This is a genomic window from Chryseobacterium sp. T16E-39 (genome assembly GCF_002216065.1).
GTDB lineage: Bacteria > Bacteroidota > Bacteroidia > Flavobacteriales > Weeksellaceae > Chryseobacterium.
This window is the reverse complement of the sequence record NZ_CP022282.1, coordinates 905,330-926,303: the sequence shown is the minus strand read 5'-3', so window position 1 is coordinate 926,303 and position 20,974 is coordinate 905,330. Positions and strand designations below refer to the sequence as shown.

Annotated in this window: 23 protein-coding genes; 5 read left to right on the top strand and 18 right to left on the bottom strand. The window is 36.9% G+C overall.

Annotated features, from left to right (window positions below):
* Window positions 1-34: 34 nt before the first annotated feature.
* The 12 genes from CEY12_RS03975 to CEY12_RS03920 all read right to left on the bottom strand — a co-directional run bounded on the left by CEY12_RS03975 (window position 35) and on the right by CEY12_RS03920 (window position 10,383).
* A complete protein-coding gene (locus CEY12_RS03975; RefSeq protein WP_089026456.1) occupies window positions 35-424 on the bottom strand; it encodes a DoxX family protein in 390 nt (129 codons plus the stop codon).
* An 84-nt stretch (window positions 425-508) separates the two neighbouring features.
* Entirely contained in the window at window positions 509-1,537 is a 1,029-nt protein-coding gene (gene arsB / locus CEY12_RS03970) for an ACR3 family arsenite efflux transporter (RefSeq protein WP_089026455.1), read from the bottom strand.
* Between the two features lies 1 nt (window position 1,538).
* Complete coding sequence (locus tag CEY12_RS03965) at window positions 1,539-2,153, bottom strand: protein-tyrosine-phosphatase (protein ID WP_089029780.1); 615 nt, start codon at window positions 2,151-2,153, stop codon at window positions 1,539-1,541.
* A gap of 32 nt (window positions 2,154-2,185) precedes the next feature.
* Window positions 2,186-2,659: a DUF6428 family protein gene (locus tag CEY12_RS03960; RefSeq protein ID WP_089026454.1), complete on the bottom strand. Its 474-nt coding sequence runs from the start codon at window positions 2,657-2,659 to the stop codon at window positions 2,186-2,188.
* A gap of 54 nt (window positions 2,660-2,713) precedes the next feature.
* Window positions 2,714-3,040 carry an ArsR/SmtB family transcription factor gene (locus CEY12_RS03955; RefSeq protein WP_089026453.1) on the bottom strand — a complete coding sequence of 109 codons (327 nt, stop codon included), beginning with the start codon at window positions 3,038-3,040 and terminating at the stop codon, window positions 2,714-2,716.
* Between the two features lie 117 nt (window positions 3,041-3,157).
* Window positions 3,158-4,282: an ABC transporter permease gene (locus CEY12_RS03950; RefSeq protein WP_089026452.1), complete on the bottom strand. Its 1,125-nt coding sequence runs from the start codon at window positions 4,280-4,282 to the stop codon at window positions 3,158-3,160.
* Entirely contained in the window at window positions 4,279-5,385 is a 1,107-nt protein-coding gene (locus tag CEY12_RS03945) for an ABC transporter permease (RefSeq protein ID WP_089029779.1), read from the bottom strand. The genes CEY12_RS03950 and CEY12_RS03945 overlap by 4 nt, the downstream gene beginning before the upstream one ends.
* Before the next feature lie 125 nt (window positions 5,386-5,510).
* On the bottom strand, window positions 5,511-6,254 hold the full coding sequence (locus tag CEY12_RS03940) for an ABC transporter ATP-binding protein (protein ID WP_089026451.1): 744 nt from the start codon (window positions 6,252-6,254) through the stop codon (window positions 5,511-5,513).
* Window positions 6,244-7,185, bottom strand: a complete 942-nt coding sequence (locus tag CEY12_RS03935; protein ID WP_089026450.1) for an ABC transporter ATP-binding protein — start codon at window positions 7,183-7,185, stop codon at window positions 6,244-6,246. The genes CEY12_RS03940 and CEY12_RS03935 overlap by 11 nt, the downstream gene beginning before the upstream one ends.
* Before the next feature lie 238 nt (window positions 7,186-7,423).
* Window positions 7,424-8,353, bottom strand: a complete 930-nt coding sequence (locus tag CEY12_RS03930; RefSeq protein WP_089026449.1) for an HlyD family secretion protein — start codon at window positions 8,351-8,353, stop codon at window positions 7,424-7,426.
* Window positions 8,354-8,367: 14 nt separating this feature from the next.
* Window positions 8,368-9,654 carry a TolC family protein gene (locus tag CEY12_RS03925; protein WP_089026448.1) on the bottom strand — a complete coding sequence of 429 codons (1,287 nt, stop codon included), beginning with the start codon at window positions 9,652-9,654 and terminating at the stop codon, window positions 8,368-8,370.
* 102 nt (window positions 9,655-9,756) lie between these two features.
* The gene (locus CEY12_RS03920; RefSeq protein ID WP_172821007.1) at window positions 9,757-10,383 is read right to left on the bottom strand and encodes a TetR/AcrR family transcriptional regulator; all 627 of its coding nucleotides are present in this window, start codon (window positions 10,381-10,383) and stop codon (window positions 9,757-9,759) included.
* Between the two features lie 312 nt (window positions 10,384-10,695).
* Here CEY12_RS03920 and CEY12_RS03915 point away from each other — a divergent pair, with 312 nt between their 5' ends.
* The gene (locus tag CEY12_RS03915) at window positions 10,696-12,021 is read left to right on the top strand and encodes a hypothetical protein (protein ID WP_089026446.1); all 1,326 of its coding nucleotides are present in this window, start codon (window positions 10,696-10,698) and stop codon (window positions 12,019-12,021) included.
* An 85-nt stretch (window positions 12,022-12,106) separates the two neighbouring features.
* Here the strand turns inward: CEY12_RS03915 and CEY12_RS03910 are convergent, their stop codons facing one another.
* A complete protein-coding gene (locus CEY12_RS03910; protein ID WP_089026445.1) occupies window positions 12,107-13,240 on the bottom strand; it encodes an FAD-dependent oxidoreductase in 1,134 nt (377 codons plus the stop codon).
* Between the two features lie 53 nt (window positions 13,241-13,293).
* Window positions 13,294-14,127, bottom strand: a complete 834-nt coding sequence (locus CEY12_RS03905) for a helix-turn-helix domain-containing protein (protein ID WP_228409789.1) — start codon at window positions 14,125-14,127, stop codon at window positions 13,294-13,296.
* A gap of 126 nt (window positions 14,128-14,253) precedes the next feature.
* Between CEY12_RS03905 and CEY12_RS03900 the strand changes: the two genes are divergently transcribed.
* Window positions 14,254-14,520, top strand: a complete 267-nt coding sequence (locus CEY12_RS03900) for a hypothetical protein (protein ID WP_089026444.1) — start codon at window positions 14,254-14,256, stop codon at window positions 14,518-14,520.
* 116 nt (window positions 14,521-14,636) lie between these two features.
* On the opposite strand, the gene CEY12_RS03895 is transcribed toward CEY12_RS03900, so the two are convergent.
* Window positions 14,637-15,827 carry an MFS transporter gene (locus tag CEY12_RS03895; protein WP_089026443.1) on the bottom strand — a complete coding sequence of 397 codons (1,191 nt, stop codon included), beginning with the start codon at window positions 15,825-15,827 and terminating at the stop codon, window positions 14,637-14,639.
* Window positions 15,828-15,914: 87 nt separating this feature from the next.
* Between CEY12_RS03895 and CEY12_RS03890 the strand changes: the two genes are divergently transcribed.
* The 3 genes from CEY12_RS03890 (at window position 15,915) to CEY12_RS03880 (ending at window position 18,094) form a co-directional block, all read left to right on the top strand.
* The gene (locus CEY12_RS03890; RefSeq protein WP_172821006.1) at window positions 15,915-16,763 is read left to right on the top strand and encodes an AraC family transcriptional regulator; all 849 of its coding nucleotides are present in this window, start codon (window positions 15,915-15,917) and stop codon (window positions 16,761-16,763) included.
* A 112-nt stretch (window positions 16,764-16,875) separates the two neighbouring features.
* Window positions 16,876-17,163: a DUF6150 family protein gene (locus tag CEY12_RS03885; protein WP_089026442.1), complete on the top strand. Its 288-nt coding sequence runs from the start codon at window positions 16,876-16,878 to the stop codon at window positions 17,161-17,163.
* 256 nt (window positions 17,164-17,419) lie between these two features.
* The gene (locus CEY12_RS03880) at window positions 17,420-18,094 is read left to right on the top strand and encodes a succinate dehydrogenase cytochrome b subunit (RefSeq protein WP_089026441.1); all 675 of its coding nucleotides are present in this window, start codon (window positions 17,420-17,422) and stop codon (window positions 18,092-18,094) included.
* Between the two features lie 29 nt (window positions 18,095-18,123).
* On the opposite strand, the gene CEY12_RS03875 is transcribed toward CEY12_RS03880, so the two are convergent.
* From CEY12_RS03875 to CEY12_RS03865, 3 genes are all read right to left on the bottom strand, one after another.
* Complete coding sequence (locus CEY12_RS03875; RefSeq protein WP_089026440.1) at window positions 18,124-18,873, bottom strand: DeoR/GlpR family DNA-binding transcription regulator; 750 nt, start codon at window positions 18,871-18,873, stop codon at window positions 18,124-18,126.
* Complete coding sequence (locus tag CEY12_RS03870; protein ID WP_089026439.1) at window positions 18,867-20,054, bottom strand: MFS transporter; 1,188 nt, start codon at window positions 20,052-20,054, stop codon at window positions 18,867-18,869. Before CEY12_RS03870 ends, CEY12_RS03875 begins: the two co-directional genes overlap by 7 nt.
* Window positions 20,055-20,202: 148 nt before the next feature.
* Window positions 20,203-20,895 carry an MgtC/SapB family protein gene (locus CEY12_RS03865; RefSeq protein ID WP_089026438.1) on the bottom strand — a complete coding sequence of 231 codons (693 nt, stop codon included), beginning with the start codon at window positions 20,893-20,895 and terminating at the stop codon, window positions 20,203-20,205.
* Between the last annotated feature and the right edge of the window lie 79 nt (window positions 20,896-20,974).

Below are 20,974 nucleotides of genomic sequence, written 5' to 3'. Positions count from 1 at the left end.
GAAAAGCTACGAAATCAATCCACCGGTATACCAACTACTTGTTTTTTTGGGAATGGAATGAAAATTCAGGAAACAGAAGATTCAGAAAACAGAAAATCAACAGGAAATTAAATTCAACACCATTGGTGCCTCCTCCAACTACATACCATCCATTCTGCAAGTGAACAAAGTAAATCCCAAGAATGAAAATAGAGATATTTGCCGTTGCCACAGTTTTTAAATATTTATCCATCCACAGCAAAGGAACTGATAAAAGATGAGTGAGCTTCACAGACCATGCGAGGTAAAGTCCCAACGGGCTGAATCCAACGTTATTTAAAAAGTGGAGACCAAAATTATTGACGTCTCCACTAAAAATAGAAAACACACTGTGCATCAGTAAAATAACTGATAAAGCTATACGTAAGAAGAAATTCTTTTTCATGAAACCAAAAATATTGATTGAGAAAAAGACTTATTCTATAGCGTATAGCAACAGCACTGAATGGTATACCAATGATATTCTGTATTAATAGTACTTTTTCCTAAGCCATAGGCTTATTTTAACCAATACTATCAGGACAGGTACCTCTACAAGAGGGCCAATGACCCCTACGAAAGCCTGTGCAGAGTGAATACCAAATACAGAAATAGATACTGCTATTGCCAGTTCAAAATTATTTCCTGTGGCTGTAAATGCTATTGAGGCATTTTTATCGTATGAAATGTTAAATATTCTATTAGTAAAAAAGCTTATAAGAAACATCAGAATAAAATAGATAACGAGGGAAACAGCTACTTTAACAACATTTATGGGAAGCTGTACTATCTGATCTCCTTTAAGACTGAACATCAATACAATGGTAAAGAGTAAAGCGTATAAAGTGAGTGGGGATATCACGGCAATAAAGCTTCGGTTGTACCAGTTCTCCCCTTTTAATTTTATAAGGAAATAACGGCTTAGAAAACCTGCGATGAATGGAAGGCCTAAATAAATGAAAACACTTTGGGTAACCTCTTTTATAGATACATCTATATTAAAATGGGCAAGACCTAACTTTTGAGGAAGTATATTGATAAACAGCCAAATCATAAAGCTATAAGTAAATATCTGAAAGATGCTGTTTAATGCCACCAACAGTGCAGCATATTCACTATTGCCCCTAGCAAGGCCATTCCAAACCAGGACCATAGCGATACATCTTGCAAGCCCGATAAGAATCAAGCCAATCATATAATCTGGTTCATTTCTCAAAAATGCAACCGCTAAAATGAACATTAAAACAGGACCGATAATCCAGTTTAATATCAAGGAAATGCCTATCGATTTCTTATCCAGAAGAACTTTTGGCAATAGCGAATAATCAACCTTTGCCAATGGTGGGTACATCATTATTATCAAACCCATAGCTAAGGGGATATTAGTGGCCCCGATCGATAACTTACCAATGGCAGAGGGAATGTCCGGGAATAAATAGCCTAATATAATCCCTAAGAACATGGCAAAAAATATCCACAGGGTAAGAAACCTGTCAAGAAATTTTAATTTGGGCTGCATTTTAATGTTGTATTACCTGTGAAAAAATATAAAAGATCTCTGCGCCTATTTCCAAACTTCTCTCATGATAAACTTCTGTCTGTTCAGGAGTATGATCCGAAATTTTCGGATCTTCAAAAGTAATGGGAATACGTTGATCCGCACCTGGAATAAAAGGACATCCTCCATCTGCCTGTGAGCATGTCATGACAGCCGCAAAACCAGAAACAGGATTGAAAGGATGGTCATATTTTTTAGAAAAGCCTATAATCGGGTGTAAATCCTGATCATACTTTATCATATAAACAGGATTTTCAGAGTCGGAAAGCTTCTGAATCAAAAATCCCTGTGCCATCAAAGTCTCTGCCACTTTAGGAAATAAAGAGGTTTCTTCTGTTCCCCCTGAGTATGATATTAGTTCAGTGATCCCAAAATAAGAGCCCGCTACTTGTGCCCACACTTGAGATAAATGGCTCCTCCTTGAATTGTGGGTACAAATAAAATTGAGATATATGGGTTTGTGATCCTGCCATTTTCTTTGAATAAATTCTGTTAATGGTCTTAGTGTGGCTTTTCTTTCTTCTGTGATCTCGCGGTTTTGTAGTAGTTCGATTGTTTGTAAAAGTTTTGGATACATCGTCTCTATGATTTTTATATTGTTTGCATTATTTAGCAGCATCCAGATTGAGGATTGCAGGAAATGGTTGATTTTGAAGAAAGGTCGGATAGAATGAGATTTTGCTTTTCAATAGGAATACCACAAGATTCCTGGGCCAGGCAGGCGGTTGATTTATTTTTTAGGATAAAGATTTTTCCATTAAAATCCAGATCATATCTGCCTATGGTGGTACTTTGATATTCCACTTCAATTTCATGGTCTTCTATTCCTAATTTTTCTTCTGACAACTTGATAATGTTCAAAAGTTTGCCGGGTTTTAGTCTGTGCTCAAAATCATTGGCATTCCATAGCTGGAAATTGACTAGTTTTTCTCTTCGGATGACACCCCCGCAATCTATAAAATGCTTTATAGTCGTTCCAACTTCCGTTACATGGAAATGTTCCGGAACAAAATTTCCGTTTTCTAACTGAAACTCAACATTCTCTAATGTTGGTAAGATTTTTTTGATTTCTGATAATTTCATTGTATTATATTTGTTTATTGCAATATTACGATACATGTAATCAAAAAAAATGCATTAACAGCATTTTTGGGTGGTTACCGTTGATATTATTTTTGAAAAATATTCTTTGAGAACTTCAAAAGTTTTTTCATCAATACAGTAACAAATTGCGGTTCCTTCAATATTTCCTTTAATTAATTCCGCATTTTTTAGTTCTTTTAAATGCTGAGAGATTGTTGCCTGAGCCAGAGGAAGTTCATTAACAATATCTCCACAGATACAAGTGTTCACTTTCAATAGATATTCTATAATAGCAATTCTTGCCGGATGTCCTAAGGCTTTTGCAATAATGGCTATTTTATTTTGCTCATCGGTAAAATGGTCTGTTTTAGTTGCTCCCATAGATTCTATTTTATATCGCAATATTACGATTAATAATTTAAATACCATTACAATTTTGTAATTTTTAATAGATATTATCATTGTATGTTTATTAAATGCTGATTAAATATCGCTCTCTTAACTTGTTTTTCTATAATTAAAAATGGCCAGAGTGTTCAACAGTATTGCAAATCCTATCAGGTAGAAAAATTCTGTTTTAATCTCATTGAATCCACTTCCTTTTAATACAATAAGTCGTACCACTTTAATAAAATGAGTAACCGGAGTGAAGTTTGATATTTGCCTTGCCCAATTGGGCATACTTTCAGTATTGGTGAAAAATCCACTCATCAGCATAAAGATCATCATAAAGAAAAATGCAATGAACATAGCCTGAAGCTGAGTATCTGCGAAAGTGGAGATCAACAATCCTAAACCCAGCAATGCAATAAGATAAACCGCAGCAAAGAGATAAAGCGTTAACAGGCTTCCCTCTGGAAATATTCCGTAGATAATATACATGACGATCAGGCCTATTGTAAAAACAGTCATTCCGACGATCCAGAAAGGAATCAGTTTTCCCAAAATAAACTGCCATTTTTTGATGGGAGTAACGTTGATCTGTTCAATCGTTCCGATTTCTTTCTCCCTGACAATATTTAGAGCAGTAATAAAACCTCCGATCAGGGTTAGAAGAAGTACCAATATACCGGGAACCATATAGTATTTGTATTCAGCTCTTGGATTATACCAGTTGGAATTTGCTACTTTGATATTGGCTTGAGCAGCATTCAGGGTATTATCCGGTGATTTGATATTAATATCCAGGTTGCTGTTAAAATCCCCGATAACCGATACCAGGTAGCTTCCTCCTAATGATGATTTTGTTCCGTTAATTGCGTCTACAGAGAGATTAAGCTTCTGTTTTTTTTCACGAACTAAATTGCGTTCAAAATGGGCCGGGATTTCCAAAACAAGATCTGCATCACCATGTTCAATCATTTGTAACCCTTTCTGATAGGAATCCGGGCTTCCTGCTATTTTAAAATATCCTGATGAAGCAATTTTATGAATCAGCTTTTGAGAATAACTGCTGTGGTCATGGTCAATGTATGCAATATTAATATTTTTTACCTCAAAATTAGCCGCCCAGGGCATGATGATCAACTGGATGGTGGGCATCAGAAACATCATAGCCAGGATAATCTTGTCCCTGAAGATCTGACGGAATTCTTTTCTTAATATAAAGCTGAGTACTTTCATGACAAACGGATTTTAAATTTCTTTAAGGCAAGCGTTAACAGTCCAGCCGCCATACCTAGTAAAATAAGGGTCTCCTTCCAGACATAACTGAACCCAAGACCTTTCAGCATGACCGCCTTTACGATATCATAGTAATATCGGGATGGAAGAATGTGGGATACGACCCGGAATATCCAGGGCATATTTTCAATAGGAAACATAAAGCCTGTGAGCAATAATGTAGGCAGCATCATTCCCATCATAGAGATCAGCATCGCCGTCTGCTGGGAATTGGTGACGTTGGAGATAAGCAGTCCAAGGGAAAGACAGGTAATAATAAATATGATGCTCTCCCCAAATAATAATAGAAGACTTCCACGGATCTCTACGTCCAATAAGTAGACAGAGAGCAGTAGAATAATAACGAAATTCACCAGAGATAAAACAAGATAAGGGATCGCTTTAGCCATCAGAACCATAACAGGCTTAAAAGGAGAAACCAGTAGAATTTCCATAGTTCCCATTTCTTTTTCCCGGACTACCGATACGGACGTTAACGCTGTGCTTACGATCATAAAGATTAAGGCAATAACACCGGGAATAAAATTCAGGGATCCGTTTTGTTCTTCATTGTACAGCAACCTTACTTCCGGAATTATTTTATAAGGAGTCCTGATATTGGGATTAAGCTGTTGCTGATAGTCATTAATGATGGTGTTAAGATAATTGGTCAGTATAGTCGCTGTATTGGGATCTGAAGCATCTGCGATGACCTGTATCTGTGCTCCACCGGTGCGGTAGAGGTCTTCCCCGAAATGTACCGGAAAAATAACTGCACATTTTATGCTTCCTTCTTTAAATCTTTTTTCAACATCCGGATAATTAAGGATAGGATCCTGCATTTTAAAATAAGGACTTGCCTGTATCTTTGAAATAATCTGCTGTGAATGAATGTCGTGGGCATTATCCTGTACTGCAATGCCAATATTCTTCACCTCACTGCTCAATGCATATCCAAACAATATGATCTGTACCATGGGCAGGCCGAAAAGGATCAGCAAGGTCCTCCGGTCCCTGAATACATGGTAAAATTCCTTTTTTATAAATACGAGTAACTGTTTCATTGTTTTTAGCTGTTGGCTGATGGTTATAGCTTTTAGTTCATCATTCTTTGCCTTAATAGTATTGTTTATCTCTAATTCAAAATTCAAAATTTTTCAACTCTCAATTTTCCATTTTCAATTTTCAACTACCCGTCGCTTCTTTTTGCCCCCCTCGCAAGTTGATAAAAGACCTCATCCATCGAGTGGGTTCCAAACTGTTTTTTCAAATTGGCCGGGGAATCCATTGCTTCTACTCTTCCATCTACCATGACGGTAATCCGGTTACAGTATTCTGCTTCATCCATATAATGGGTGGTGACAAATACAGTGATTCCGTCTGCAGCTGCCTGGTAGATCATATCCCAAAACTGTCTTCTTGTAATAGGATCTACTCCTCCTGTCGGTTCGTCCAGAAATACAATTTTAGGTTTATGGAAAACTGCTACTGAAAAGGCAAGTTTTTGTTTCCAGCCTAGAGGCAAAGAGCCCACGAGCTTTTTTGCTTCATTTTCTAACCCTAGAGTAGAAATCAGCTCATTACTCCGTGTTTTTATATCGGCTCGGGAAACCCCATATACTCCACCATAAAATTCAATATTCTCCAATATGGTAAGGTTGTCATAGAGAGAAAATTTTTGGCTCATATACCCAATGTTTTTCTTGATCAGTTCCTGTTGCTTATACACATTATACCCGGCCACGATTACTGTTCCGGAAGTTGGAAAAGACAGTCCGCACAAGATGCGCATTGCGGTAGTTTTTCCGGCTCCATTGGCTCCTAAAAAACCAAAGATCTCCCCCTGATTCACATCGAAGGAAATACCATCCACTGCTTTAAAATCACCAAACTGTTTAGTCAGGTCTTTACAGATTATTGCCTTATTTTCCATCAGCTGTTTCTTTTATATTCTTTTGTTCACGCATCAGTCGGATAAAACTGTCTTCTATGGTGGGGGTAATTTTTATGACTTCAAAATCTTCAGGATGATATCCCTTGGCTAATTCTATGATATCCTCCTCAGAGCCTGTTTCAGATACTAAAGTGAGGTGAAGGTATTCTCCAAATGCATAGCAACTTTCAATAGCTTGATCTGACCTTAAATTTTCCAGTAACTGATAGATATTTTTAGCTTTTACTGCAAAAAGCGGTTTGGGAAAGTTCTTTACAATTATTTCCGGTTGGTCCACGGACATGATTTTTCCACCCTGAATTAATGCAATCCGATCACAAAGCCTGGCTTCGTCCATATAAGGAGTGGAAACTATAATACTGATATTCTGTTCTTTTAATTTCCCAAGCATGTCCCAGAACTCTTTCCGGGAAACGACATCCACACCTGTAGTAGGTTCATCCAGAAACAGCACTTCGGGTTTATGGATCAAGGCACAACATAAAGCAAGCTTCTGCTTCATCCCGCCGGAAAGTTTCCCTGCCCTGCGATCATTGAAGGGTTTGATCTGTTCATAAATATCTTTGATAAGGCTATAATTTTCTTCAATGGTTGTTCCAAATAATGTGGCAAAGAAATCCAGATTTTCTGCTACAGTCAGATCCTGGTAAAGGGAAAACTTTCCAGGCATATAACCCACTTTATTACGAATGGTCTGATACTCGTTGACCACATCATGACCTTCCACAATTGCGGTTCCGCTGTCGGCAAGTAAAAGCGTGGTAAGAATCCTGAAGATTGAAGTTTTTCCGGCGCCATCGGGTCCTATTAATCCAAAGAGTTCGCCTTTTTTTACTTCAAATGACACATCGTCAACAGCTTTTATGTTTCCGTAGGATTTGGTTAGGTTTTTTACGATAATTGAATGCATGGTTGGGAGTTATGAGTTATGAGTTATGAGTTATGAGTTATGAGTTATGAGTTATGAGTTGCGGGTGCGGGTTTCGGGTTTCGGGTTGAAAATGGAAAGTGGAAAGTGGAAATTAATGGAGGTTTTCAATTTTTATTTTGGTCTTTTTTTGAGTTGGCAGGAAATATCTGATCATTTAAAATCTATAATCTAAAATCTAAAATCTATAATTCATAATTTTCAACTTTCAATTTTCCACTCAAAAAACTACTTCCCCATACATTCCAATTTTCAAATATCCATCGTTTTTTACGCGCACTTTTATGGCATAAACGAGATTGGCTCTTTCATCTTTGGTTTGAATGCTTTTGGGAGAAAATTCAGATTTGTCTGAAATCCATCGGATGGTTCCCTGATATTCTTTAAATCCTTTTTTGCCCTGATCAATTCTTACTTTCACGATCTGACCTATTTTGATCTGTGGAAGTTGTGTTCCCGTAATATAAGCACGTAAATCGAGCGTATTGGTGTTGGCAATTTTGTATAATGGCTTACCAATTGTCTGCATTTCTCCCTGAAGAGCATAATTAACAAGTACAACTCCATCAATAGGATTAATGATCTGCCCTTTATTGATTTGTTCCTGAAACTGCGCCGCTGTCTTTTCGAGAGGTGCCTTTTCACTTAGGATACTTCTGTTTTGGGTGTTGACATTTGAGTTATTCACTGAAAGCTGCTGACGGGTTGCTTCAATCTGTTTTTTCAGTTGGTCAATAGTTGCATCAATATCATCTAGCTGTTTGCGGGTAGCCGCATCTGCTTTCAAAAGGTTAGCTGTGCGTGTCCGTTCCCGGAGTTGTTGAGCGAGCTGAGCTTCCTGCACAGCCAGTTGCTTTTTGATCAAGAGATTCTGTTCATCTACATTATTTGTTTTCTGGCTTAAAGCACCGATGCTTGCTTCGGCCTGTTCTTTCTGGAGAGCAGCTATTTTTACATCTATCTGGCCTACTTTGCTTCCCGCCTGAAGTTGTGATCCTTCCTGAACAGAATAGGTGATCAATTCACCATTTTGTTGGGCAGAAACAATAACTTCATCGGCTTCAAAATTTCCAGAAGCATCAAAATTGTCTTTTTGCTGGCATGCACTCGTGAGTAAAGCAAAGACTGAGGATATGATTATTTTTTTCATTTGACAATGGATTATTAATTTCCGGTTATAAATTTCTGATTGTATTTAGCCTGTAATAATTGGACCTGATGAAGAACCAGGGTTTGCCTGGCAAGATGTTCGGCATTGAGTTTTTGAATATATTCATGAATGGTAATCACACCATTGTCGAGCTGAGCATCGGCAGACTGCTTTACAGATTGTCTAAGGCTGATAATGTTTTCATCCTGTACAATAAGCTGGGTGTATTTTTTTACCTGTTCGTCCTGCTGTGTCAGATCAAGTTTTGTGTTGAAAAGGAATGTTTCTTTGTCTACGTCTGCTGTCTTTCGGTTCAGTTCTAAAATTTCCTTTTTATTGGAAGAAGTGTATAAGCTGTCTAAAGACCAGTTAAACCTTACACCTGTAATAAACCAGGGGCCGAATTTATTTTCAATAATATTAAGGGTCGGCCTGCCATATGCTCCCTGGAAAAATGCGCTCACTTTTGGTAAAAAATCAGATTTCAGTTGTTTTTTCTGGAGCTCATACACAGACTTTTGAAGATCAAAGGCTTTAAGTTCGGGCCTTACGATTTCAGTTTGAAAGTTTTCAGTTTCGGGGACTTCAAGTTTTGTAGAATCAGAAAGCTCTTTACTAATGAAGATTGAAAGCATTTTAAGATAGGCATTCCTGTTGGCTGTATATTCTGTAGCCATCATATCAATATTGATGACCTCAGCCTTTAGTTCGTCTACATTACTGCGGTAAGCAACACCATATCTTAATGCCGCCTCTGTTTTCTGGATCTGCGTCTGCAGATTGGATTTGTTGATATCATTTTGTTTCAGTTGAGCATCCATGAGGAGGATCGAGAAAAAAAGATTATTAATTCTCTGTTTCAATGCATACAGACTGGCTTCAATATTTTGTTGCTGTAATTCTGTATTGGCCTTTATCAGGTCCTTTTGGTTGTGGGTGATGCCTCCATCATATAATACCTGATCGATTTCTCCCTGAATTTTATACTGATCCTTGCTCAGTGAAGGAAGTGCAGCATTGATCGGAAGTGCTCCCAAAGCATCAGAAAAATTAATAGTCTGAGACTGATAAGTGGCCTGACCGGAAAAAGAAACCTGCGGAAGGTACTTTTTATTGGCATTTTCTATATTGTAGTCAGCTGTTTTTGCAATCATTCCTTTTTTCCTGATCATTGGATAATTTTCCTTTGCCAACTGGTAACAGTCTTCCAGGCTGATGTTTTCAAGCTGTGCCTTCAGGGTTGTTGCAGAAGTACAACTCAGTAAAAGAATCAGCAGGAGTTTTTGAGCATTTTTATACATAACAACTCATCGTTTATAGGTTAAAAAAAATCATTTTTCGTTTTCTTAATTTCTGTTTAAAATTTCGATTTAATCATTTGATTAAATTAGGGGCAAAAAAAATTAGCCTGCAGCCATCATCGCTTTTATCCACATAGGAATAAGCTTTTTACGCTGCAACATTAAAGTGTTAAACTCTTTATTATTAAGTTCGCTACTTCCCATCAACATAGGTTTTGCTATGAAAGGAAATACAGTTAATCCCAGCAGATTGATTAGAAAGTGCAAAGGGTTAGGTTCAATAATTTCGCCTTTTTTTACGGCTTCCTGATGTTGTTTTAAAAAGACAGAAGACTGTACAACTTCTTTTAAGGGAATTTTTTGCAGCAACAAATTTGGATTGTTCCGAAGCTCACTGATGATAAAAGTGGGGATTTCCGGCTCTATAATAATCAGATCAATATACCTTCCGACCACATGCTCTACTTTTTCTTCAAGTGTAGTTTGTTCAGTATTTAATGCGACCAGCAAGCTTTGGAAAAAACCTGACATCGTTTCCAGCATGATGATCTCAAATAATTTGGCCTTACTCCGGAAATAATAATTAAGCAAAGCCAGATTGATATCTGCTTCTTCTGCAATATCCCTGGTTCTGGTCGCGGCAAATCCCTTTTTATAAAATACGATTCTTGCTGCTTCTTTTATTTTGTCTTCTGTGGTAGTATCCTTTTTTTTAGATTCTTCTTTCATAGGAATTCATTCTTCTGCAGCAAAGATATAAAATAATTTTTTAGATTAAACAAATATTTTAATCATTTGATTAAATTTTTTAAATAAGATTATTTTTATGTGAATTTTAAGGAAAGAAAATGATGAACAACATTCTGTAAATAAGGGTTATCCATATGAATTGTTTATAAATTATTGATAATCAGTTAATAATATTCATAATTCATGTTTTATATTAAAATAATGTTAATGACAGGCTCGGGAATTTTACTTCTATGATAAGTATTATAATAAAGCTTTATAATCAGGTGACCAATTTAAAAAAATAAAACCATGAGAAAATTAAGTCTAATACTATTCGCAATGATGTCATTAACTGGATGCCGCCAGAATGACAGTGTAACGGATGCTTCTACTCCATTTGAAATGAAAAGTGCAGCAGCAGAGTATATTACTGCATCATCACTTCCTGTTACGACAGTAAGCGGTTCGATTACAACAAATACTACCTGGAGTGGTGTTATTGAATTAGATGGCGTTGTTACTGTAAAAAACGGAGCCACTCTGACTATCCGACCTGGTACTTTCATTAAGGGAAAAATAAATTTTAATTATAATCCCAATGGAGTTTTGGTTATTACTAAAACAGGCAGGATCAACGCAACAGGAACAGAAACACAGCCTATTATATTTACCAGTTCAAACTTATTGGATGGAAATGAGGATACAACGGCGAGACCTGGTGATTTCGGAGGAGTTATTCTGCTTGGAGATGCTCCGACGAATAAGCCATCCACTACTGTTATTGAAGGATTAACCGGCGCTGACTATCAATATGGGGGTACTAATGCAGGTCAGAATGCTGGAATATTAAAATATGTAAGGATAGAATTTGCAGGGTATGATCTGCTTGGACCTAACTCTGGGAACGAAATTAATGGGCTTAGCCTCGGAGGAGTTGGTCATGGAACCACTTTAGATCATATTCAGGTATCCTATAGTCTTGATGATTCTTTTGAGTTTTTTGGAGGAACAGTTAATGCCACCAATCTGATTTCTTTTGGTGCACAGGATGATAATTATGATTTTGAATATGGCTACAAAGGAACTATTTCATGTGCACTTGCACTTGCGGATTATAATTCCGGCCACAGCTATAGTCAGGGAGGCTCGTCTCCCGATTCCAACGGTATTGAGCTGGACAATGATGGAACTGGCTCTTCAGCTTTTCCTTTTACTCAACCCATCCTTAAAAATTTTACTATTATTGGAGCTAAAAGTCCTCTGAAGAGTGGATTGTATGAGAATGGTGTCCATGTAAGAAGAAATGGGAAGTTGAGCTTAGAAAATACTGTAATCACAGGTTATCCAATAGGAATATTGCTAGAAACGATAAGTGGAGCATCCGTGAATCTTGCAGATTATAGTTTTACTAATGTACAGTCACATGGATTTACATTTGCTACAGCTTCTAAAATAGGTGCCAGTTCTTCCGCTTTAAATATTCCCGGCATAACTGCTTCTACTGCTAACCCTGCTCATCTTTGGGGAATGGCACAGCCCTTCTTTAATGAAAGCTTTGCATGGAATGTTTCTCCAAGAAACTGTGGAGATTTCAAAGGAAACTGGACTAAATATGATTTTTCAATTGTAGAATAATAACGAACTAGTTGCAGGTATAATTTATTTGCAATTTTCTTTATAAAATCAACGAGCTTCAATTTTTGAAGCTCGTTGCATATTTTTATTCAAAAAACTGTAGAAATGAAAACTCAGGATCGTGCATTTCTGCTTCATTGGTAGCGGATTCTTGTTGTGCTTCTGAAGCATAAGCCATCATTTTATCTTCATAATCTTTAATCGCAGCATCTATGGTGTCAAACTTACCTTCTGTAAGGTTTTCTGATAAAGTGAGTGTATCAACCAATCCGATATTCACTCCCTGGCCTGCAAAAGGAGGCATAAGATGAGCTGCGTCACCTATAAGTGTTATAGGTAGTGGTCTGTTTTGTTTCCATGGATGTAATGGAAGTTTTCTTGTAGGTAATCCAACGAAGAAGGATGTTGACTGAAATACCTGTTGGAAGGGTTTACCCCAATTAGCCAATCTATTGGATAGGAACTCAATAACACTTTCTTTATCTTGAAAGTCTAATGCATGATCATGATCCCATTCTTCAGGTTTTTGTATAATTAAGCCATAGGTCAGTGAACCGTTATTATAAGGATTCGCAACAAATAAATTACCGTGACTGGAGGTCATTAATCTGCTGCCATCACATAGATGATACATTTCAGGGCAGTTGATTTCAGGTTGTGGAATATCACCTTGTATGATAAAACTACCGGTCTCCTCGATTTCAGTATCGGTGACATAGCTTCTCACTTTGGACATTCCTCCGTTTGCAACGATCACAAAATCTGCTGTAGCATCGGATTGATTGTCGAATTGTAATACCCATTCACCATTGTGCTCTTCAAGATTGGTTAATTTTCGGTTCCAAACCACAGTATCAGGTGCTAAACTATCCAATAATATCTTTCTTAATTGATTTCTGTTGATTTCAGGATTATCATGTCGGTTTTCTGGTGTGGGTTTTCTGGTGTGTAGTGTATTGCCTTGTTCATCGGCAAAGATGATTCCCATAGGAATGGCAGTAGCATAATAATTCTCCAGTAATCCTGCTTTTTCAAGAGATTTTTGTCCGGAGATTTTATGAAGATCCAGCGTGCCGCCCCAGATTCTGGTTTGTGCATCATAGTCTCTTTCATAAACGGTTACATCTACTCCTTTTTGTTGAAGTAATTTTGCCATTGTTAAACCTACTGGTCCACCACCAATGATTGCTACTCTTTTGTCTTGTAATAAATATTGCATGTCTTTTAATTTTGTATGTTAATTTCAATACAAATTTCAGAAATGCACTTAGCTCAGGATTGTACAAATGCGACAAAATCACTGCTTACCATCTGGCGTCCTTTTTTTGCTTTCCTGGCGAATGCGGCAGGAGTAATACCAGTATATCGTTTAAATTCTTTACTTAAATGGGATTGATCGGTGTAGCCAAGATCAATGGCCAGCCCTGCCAGATTAACATCCGGATGAAGCCATAAATGATTTCTTGCCTGCTCAAACCTCATCAGGCCGGATACATCTTTAACAGTATGACCTGAAGATTCTTTGAATTTTCTTTCCAGGGTACGAACCGTTGCATGCGCTGCTTCAGCAACCTGGCTGACAGGTAAAGTGCCTTTAGCTTGTCGCATGGCCACTCCTGCTTTAAATAGCATTGTATCGGTAGAGATATTTGACCGTATTTCAAGGAAATATTGTTTTACCTGTTCTATGGCTTCCTTTACTTGACCTTGCTGAATCAAAGCATCCAGCTTGGAGTGGAGCTGTGCAATAGGGTGTTCAAAAGTATGCACTCCCGCTTTACCGGATGGGAGTTCCAATAAATCAAAAACCGTCCATGGAAAACATCTTATGGCGATAATTTCCAACCGGTTGACCATATGGAAATGAACAGGCTGATTAAGCAATCCCATCATAAATGGAGAAGGTAATGGCTGGAGAACTCCATTTTGAATAACACTGCATTCACCACTGAAATAAAAAATGATTTCAGCATATCCGTCAGGGGTTACTTCAAAGATGGATTGTGTCTCTTCCGAGTCCCTCCTATTGTACCAAAAGCATTTTATGGTATCCTGTAATTCTTCAGGGACATCAAATTCCTGGTGATACATTTCGGGAGGCAGCATAGCGGATTGGATATTTGTAAAGTAAAACCTATTTATAAAAGAGACACTAATTTATAAATAAAATGATCAGGATCAACCACAACAGAATAAGATTTTTTAACTTAACCCCATTAAAATTATTAAGACATGAATGAAAATAAGCAATATACAGCCTATGCCGTATCAGAAGACGGAACCAGGACAAAGATCGATGCAAAATCCATTATCATACAGCTTGAAGAAGAAATTGAAATTACTCTTATCCCTTCACATCCTGTCTGGCAGGGAAAGCTTACATTATCCACAGGATCTGCTATTGAAGGAAGACATCACGAAAGAGGATCAGGGGTACAATTTGTAATAGAACCTGGGGCGGCCAACGTTATTCATATTACACCAAAGAAAAATAAGTAAACTTAACGGATATAAAAAAATAATCCCAATAGAGTTTGATTTTGAAAAATATTCAGAATCAAACCCTATTGGGATCAAAAGAAAAAATTTATTTTATTATTTAAGTCAGTTCAGGGTTATTCGCAGATCACAGGAGGGATTGTAATTTCCTCTTTTTCTTCTGTTTCAATCTCTGTCTCTGCTTTTTTCGGAAAAGTAATAAAGCTGATGGCAAGAGTAACAGCAAGCAATGCAATGCTGATCCAGACAATCTGATGAATTCCGTATTTTGCTATGATCAATCCACCAACAAGAGCTCCTAATGATATCCCGATATTATAACACGAGGTTAAGAGACTGTTGACAAATTCAAGGGCATTGTGAGGGACAGCCTGGGTAGTTCTGATATTTGGAACCAGAAAACCACCTGTATGAATCATTCCCCATAGGGAAAGAATTAGAACCATTGCGACAAAGATTCCTCCAAAATAATAGGCCAATATCTGAACTGCAATTAGAGAAACGAAAAACAGGCGGACCGTTAACTGTAAATTTCTGTTTAATGCAATACCCATAAGCCAGTTTCCCAGGATTCCCATACCTCCGAATAAAAGCAGCATTAAACTGATTTCTGCCCCATTCATTTGCGTAATTTTCTCCAGATAGGCAGCCAGATACGTGTAACTTGAAAACATGGCAGCCAATGTAAGAATAGTTGAAACCAGATTCACCCAAAGTTGTGGATTTTTCAATACATATAACTGATTTTGTGATGTTTTATCTTTATTGGCTGGCATTGATGGAACAAAAAATAATAATCCCAAAAATGCGATCAGGCTTACAAAACTTCCCATATAAAAGGAGGCCTGCCAGTTGTGGAAGAAATCAGCAGCGTAAGTGGTGAGGGGAACCCCTAATACAGTGGCTAAACTCAGTCCGGCCATGACTATGGATACCGCTTTAGCACCACCCTGTTTAAATGCGATTGCCATTGATATGTTCCAGAATAACGGGTGGAGAAAGGCTGGTAATACACGTGCTACCATCAACATGGTAAAATTAGTTGAAATAGAAGAAAGAAGGTTTGATAATACAAATACCCCAAGCACCATACACAGTAAAAGTTTACGGTTTATTTTAGTGGTAAATGCAGTTATGAAGGGTGAAGAAACCGCTACAGTAAGTGCAAAAGCACTCAGCAACCACCCTGCCGTATCTATGGATACGTTAAATTCCCTGCTGATGTTCGGTAAAATGCCAATCACTCCAAATTCTGTAGTGATGATCCCAAAAGCACCCAGGGCTAAGATATAAATCGATCGTTTCATGATGAGTCTTAAAATTATTCCACAAAATTAGACAGATTTTTTTTAGTATTTCGGTATATTTTAATGATAAATGAGTAATTTTGCAAGATGAATAAAGAAAATATAGACCGATTGGTAGATGTTGAGTACTGTAAAACGGAAAAATGCCCTGTAAGGAACCTGCAATTTTCTTTTTTTCAGATGGTGTATGTGATTTCAGGATCAGGATTTTTAGAAATAAATGATAATAAAGTAACTTATAATAAAGGAAGTCTGATCATGCTGACGCCTAATGATCAGCATTATTTTGAGATCTCAGAAATCTCAGAATTTTTATTTGTCAAGTTCAGTGAAAATTATGTGCGGGAGTACAACTGGAAAAGCATCAATTGCATAGAATGTCTATTATATCATGCTTCTCATTTATCTGGCTGTGTTTTGAAAAATAAACCGGATGAAGTTTTAGTGAAGTCAATTGTTGATTCGCTTCTGCATAATATGAAACATCAGGATCTTTATCATGAAGATTTAACCCTGCATTATGTAAATGCATTAATTGTGATTGCAGCAAGAAATATATCCAAGATGAGACCTGTGAATGCTGCTGTCAATTCAGATAAGAGGATGCTGTCGATCATTGGCCATATTCAGACCCATATCTATGATCCACAACAGTTAAAAGCTTCTGTGATCAGCCAGAAATTTGGATTGTCCGAAACCTATTTGGGAAGTTATTTTAAAAACCAATGTGGAGAGACCATTCAGAACTATATCTATAATTACAAAATGAGATTAATTGAACACAGGCTTATGTTCAGTGATATGCGGATCAATGAAATTGTGAGTGAATTTGGTTTTGCCGATGAAAGTCATTTAAATAAATTTTTTAAAAAGCGTCACAAAATCAGTTTAACGGAGTTTAGAAAATCCAAACATAAGCTTAAAGAAATGGTTTAATAGAAGGAGATATAAAGCATTGTAATCCATTAAATTATATTTTACTATCTTTAGGCCTACGGAATTGATACAATTCAATATCGAAATATAATAACACCAAAACACCGAACACATGCCAAGTATTAGTATTAAAAATTTTCAATCCAAGAATGATCTGGTAGTATATGAAACTGATGTTGAAAGCGCAGCTGATTTACTGGTTTATAAAACAGATTCTAAACTGAAAGCTCTGGAAAATGAAGCTTTCTGGTATTTTGAAAAATTTGAAAACAGTTCAGATCGTTCGATCTGTTTCTCCAACTCTAAAGCAGCAGCTGATTTATCAATTCATTATGTAAATGATGATGCAAGTGCCCGCTGGCAGGGTGAGCATCCGCTGAAAGGTAAATTGAAAAGCTGATCGATTTACAGCGTAATAGAAATTATATTTTTATAACAGAGAACCATTGCATTGCAGTGGTTCTCTGTTATTATGATGGTAATTCTATGTTGAACAAAATTTATTTGGATAAATTTAAAATTGATATTTCTTAAACCAGTTTAAGAATATATAACGTATTTATTTCCAGCTTTGTCTTATTAATAATCAAAGCAAAAAAAATTGTAATCATTGCAGCTAAAAGAATTTTTAGAGTGTAATTCAAAAAAAATTAGTTATGGCTTATCAAACAAAAACATTGGTTACCACTTCTATAGGAAGAAAAATTGTAATGGCATTAAGTGGTTTATTCTTAATCAGTTTTCTTATTGTGCACGCTTCGATTAATGCACTTATTTTTTATAATGATAATGGTGAAACATTTGGGATAGGAGCTCATTTTATGGCCACCAATCCAATAATCAGAACAATAGAAGTTTTTTTAGTTATTGGATTTATTATTCATATTATTCAGGGATACAGGCTTTGGTACAGAAATAAAAAAGCGAGGCCAATTGGCTATGCGGTTAATAAAAATCTATCTTCGGTTACATGGTATAGCAAAAGTATGACCTTATTAGGGACATTACTCTTGCTGTTCCTAGTCATTCACACCCGGAATTTTTGGATTCCCAACCGGATCCATCAGTTTCAATTCGGCGAAGAACTTCCACTATATAAAATGATGATTGAAAAATTCAGTAATCCCTTTGAAGTGATCATATACCTTATTGGATGTTCCTCTCTTGCGTGGCATTTAGCACATGGTTTCCAAAGTGCATTCCGTTCTCTGGGTGGTAATCCCAATAAATTCAATTCTCTGATTCTTAATTTTGGTTATGCCTTTGCTGTAATAATACCATTAACACTGGCGATGATGCCTATATCGATTTATTTTGGATGGATAAAGTGAGTGGAAATATGGGATTATGATGTTGCTAACTAGACAATCTGCACATTCAACCCTCTGAAATCCTCCAATTCTCCATCATCCGCCGATAAATCCGTAATCAATACATCAAGATCTGCAATATCACAAATCTTAAGAGGCTCTGTACGTCGGAGCTTACTTTGATTGGCCAGTGCAATGGTTTTTTTCGAAGATTTGATCATCGTTCTTTTAGTTTCAACATCGGTAATGGATGTTGCTGATGCACCAAAATTGGCGTCTATAGCACAGGTTCCCATAATAAAAAGATCTGCAATGAACTGAGAGGCTTCATTACAGGTTGTGTTTCCTGTGGTAACGGCTAAATTATCATCATATATTCCACCTAAAATAACCAACTCTACCCTTTTGAAATTACTCAGTATGGGAATAAGTGAGGTATTATTAGTAATGATACGGATGCTAATATCCTTAGGCATGTAATTGGCCACTGCACAGGTGGTGGTTCCGCCATCCATAAATACGGTCATTCCATCTTTTATAAATTGTTGGACTTTCAAAGCAATTACATTTTTCTCATCAGCTAAGAAAGATTGTCTGTCGTGGAAGGAAAGCGGATCTTTTTCTCTTAAGATTGCACCACCACGAACCTTAGATAAAAGTCCATTGCGGTGAAGGTGATCTATATCCCTCCTTATGGTATCTTCAGAGACATTAAGATCATCAGCTAAGTCTTCAAACTTTACTTTATTCTTTTGCTTTAGCTGAGTCAATATGACCTCAAAACGCTCTTCTTTTAACATGATGATGGATTATTTCTGAATTTATAGATAATAGCGACCACTATAAACAGCAAAGCTATGATTTCGAATGCAACAGTCAAAGAGAAATGATGGGCAATAAAACCTAATAAAGCCGGCCCTGCCAATGATCCTGCATAACCTATTGTCGTAATTGCGGGAATGGCAACGGTTGAAGAAATTCCGGAAATCCTTCCTCCTTCACTGAAAAATACAGGAACGATATTCGCTGCTCCTACTCCAAGCAGTATAAACCCTATAAGGGATAAAGGAATCCATGGACTGAATGTTAAAATAATAACACCGATGGAAGCAATAATACTTCCGCCAATAACTACGATCCTGCTGTTTAATTTACTGATCAAAGAATCTCCTGATAATCTCATTACAGCCATTGCTACAGAGAAGGCCGCGTATCCTATTCCTGAAAATTCGTATTCAACTCCTTTATCATCCCTTAGAAATACAGCACTCCAATCCAGCATGGCTCCTTCGGAGAGGAAAACGATAAAACACATAATCCCTAAAACCATGACCCGGGAGTCGAGCCATTGAAAACGAGAAGTATTTTTATTTACAGGATCAACATGGGAAAAGGTAATAATACTCTTTCTTTCTGTTTCATAATCGAATAGAAAACGAAACTGAATGACCAAAAGAAAAACAAGTAAAAGGGATATACTCACTGCAGCATAAATAGGATTTAATCCTAACTTCATCAAAAATCCCAACCCCAAAGAGCCGAATAGTCCACCTACACTAAAAAGTCCATGCAAAGAGGACATAATAGGTTTTCCATATTCATTCTGTACCTGTACCCCATGAGCATTCATGGCAACATCAATGGTTCCTATGCTGCATCCGAATGCAAAAAGAACAGCACCCATGATGTAAACATCAGATATAATCAATAACCAGGGAAGAAGCAAAGCACTCAGTAAAACACTTGCGGCAATTACTTTCCGGCTCCCCACTTTATTGATCATCATTCCCGATAATGGCATCATCAACAATGCCCCGCCACCTAATAAGAGAAGTAATAAACCTAAATCAGCTTCATCTAATCCTAATCTGTCTTTGGCAAGCGGAACCATAGGGGCCCAACTTGCTATTCCCAATCCACAAACAAGAAATATAAGTTGAGTGGCTGTTTTTGCCTTCTTTATTTTTTTGTCAATCTCCATTTGAATAATTTACACTGCAATATTATGCAAAATTGCATAATATTGCAAGTTGTTTGGCGGAACTATTTAAAATTTAAAGATAAAAATGAAGTCTGATCAAATTCACTCTGTTGAAATCAGATACCATTAAAGGGAATTTTCACATTATCTAAATATGGGAATTGATTTCCTGAATGCCTTCAATTGTTTTAAATTCATCCAGTGCAGACAATATTTTAGAGGGAGCTGAATTATAATCAAAAGTTATTTTCAGTTCATCGGAGGTATGGTTCTTATTTGTGTGAATAAATATTTCACTGGCTACCAATTCATATTTAGTAAATATACTTTCAATTTGTGCTAAACTGACCAACTTAGAATTATAAGATAATACCATGGTCTTGCCCCTGGTGCTTTTAAAAAATCTTTTTTCAAATGGTTTAAGAAGAGCCAGAATAATGAGGATAATCAGTGTTGCAATAAAAGCTGGAAAATATAAACCTCCACCAATAGCTAATCCTATACCGGCAACAGCCCATAAACCAGCAGCAGTGGTAAGCCCGGTTATAACCTGAGGCCTTAAAAAAAGAATCGTACCGGCACCTAAAAAACCAATTCCACTGATCACCTGAGCTGCCATTCTGGAAGGATCAAGAACAATTGAGGGTTTCCCCATAATATCATTAAAACCAAAGGCAGAAACAATCATAATTAAAGATGAACCTACACAAACTAACATATGAGTTCTTAAGCCTGCCACTCCTTCTTTTCGCTGTCTGTCCCAACCAACAAGACCACCAAATACAGCAGCAACAAGCAGGCGGATAGCTATCTCCTGATTAGGTAAGGTATAATTAAGCATATTCTTTAGAATTAAAGTTTGACGAATATTTTTGAGTGTTTATGTACTCTAATGAGCAGAAGTAAAACAACTCGTGGTG

Excerpts from the sequence above, each read along its gene's own strand:
- CEY12_RS03975 (WP_089026456.1), bottom strand. The coding sequence starts at position 424 with ATGAAAAAGAATTTCTTCTTACGTATAGCTTTATCAGTTATTTTACTG.
- arsB (WP_089026455.1), bottom strand. The coding sequence starts at position 1,537 with ATGCAGCCCAAATTAAAATTTCTTGACAGGTTTCTTACCCTGTGGATA.
- CEY12_RS03965 (WP_089029780.1), bottom strand. The coding sequence starts at position 2,153 with ATGTATCCAAAACTTTTACAAACAATCGAACTACTACAAAACCGCGAG.
- CEY12_RS03960 (WP_089026454.1), bottom strand. The coding sequence starts at position 2,659 with ATGAAATTATCAGAAATCAAAAAAATCTTACCAACATTAGAGAATGTT.
- CEY12_RS03955 (WP_089026453.1), bottom strand. The coding sequence starts at position 3,040 with ATGGGAGCAACTAAAACAGACCATTTTACCGATGAGCAAAATAAAATA.
- CEY12_RS03950 (WP_089026452.1), bottom strand. The coding sequence starts at position 4,282 with ATGAAAGTACTCAGCTTTATATTAAGAAAAGAATTCCGTCAGATCTTC.
- CEY12_RS03945 (WP_089029779.1), bottom strand. The coding sequence starts at position 5,385 with ATGAAACAGTTACTCGTATTTATAAAAAAGGAATTTTACCATGTATTC.
- CEY12_RS03940 (WP_089026451.1), bottom strand. The coding sequence starts at position 6,254 with ATGGAAAATAAGGCAATAATCTGTAAAGACCTGACTAAACAGTTTGGT.
- CEY12_RS03935 (WP_089026450.1), bottom strand. The coding sequence starts at position 7,185 with ATGCATTCAATTATCGTAAAAAACCTAACCAAATCCTACGGAAACATA.
- CEY12_RS03930 (WP_089026449.1), bottom strand. The coding sequence starts at position 8,353 with ATGAAAAAAATAATCATATCCTCAGTCTTTGCTTTACTCACGAGTGCA.
- CEY12_RS03925 (WP_089026448.1), bottom strand. The coding sequence starts at position 9,654 with ATGTATAAAAATGCTCAAAAACTCCTGCTGATTCTTTTACTGAGTTGT.
- CEY12_RS03920 (WP_172821007.1), bottom strand. The coding sequence starts at position 10,383 with ATGAAAGAAGAATCTAAAAAAAAGGATACTACCACAGAAGACAAAATA.
- CEY12_RS03915 (WP_089026446.1), top strand. The coding sequence starts at position 10,696 with ATGAGAAAATTAAGTCTAATACTATTCGCAATGATGTCATTAACTGGA.
- CEY12_RS03910 (WP_089026445.1), bottom strand. The coding sequence starts at position 13,240 with ATGCAATATTTATTACAAGACAAAAGAGTAGCAATCATTGGTGGTGGA.
- CEY12_RS03905 (WP_228409789.1), bottom strand. The coding sequence starts at position 14,127 with ATGCTGCCTCCCGAAATGTATCACCAGGAATTTGATGTCCCTGAAGAA.
- CEY12_RS03900 (WP_089026444.1), top strand. The coding sequence starts at position 14,254 with ATGAATGAAAATAAGCAATATACAGCCTATGCCGTATCAGAAGACGGA.
- CEY12_RS03895 (WP_089026443.1), bottom strand. The coding sequence starts at position 15,827 with ATGAAACGATCGATTTATATCTTAGCCCTGGGTGCTTTTGGGATCATC.
- CEY12_RS03890 (WP_172821006.1), top strand. The coding sequence starts at position 15,915 with ATGAATAAAGAAAATATAGACCGATTGGTAGATGTTGAGTACTGTAAA.
- CEY12_RS03885 (WP_089026442.1), top strand. The coding sequence starts at position 16,876 with ATGCCAAGTATTAGTATTAAAAATTTTCAATCCAAGAATGATCTGGTA.
- CEY12_RS03880 (WP_089026441.1), top strand. The coding sequence starts at position 17,420 with ATGGCTTATCAAACAAAAACATTGGTTACCACTTCTATAGGAAGAAAA.
- CEY12_RS03875 (WP_089026440.1), bottom strand. The coding sequence starts at position 18,873 with ATGTTAAAAGAAGAGCGTTTTGAGGTCATATTGACTCAGCTAAAGCAA.
- CEY12_RS03870 (WP_089026439.1), bottom strand. The coding sequence starts at position 20,054 with ATGGAGATTGACAAAAAAATAAAGAAGGCAAAAACAGCCACTCAACTT.
- CEY12_RS03865 (WP_089026438.1), bottom strand. The coding sequence starts at position 20,895 with ATGCTTAATTATACCTTACCTAATCAGGAGATAGCTATCCGCCTGCTT.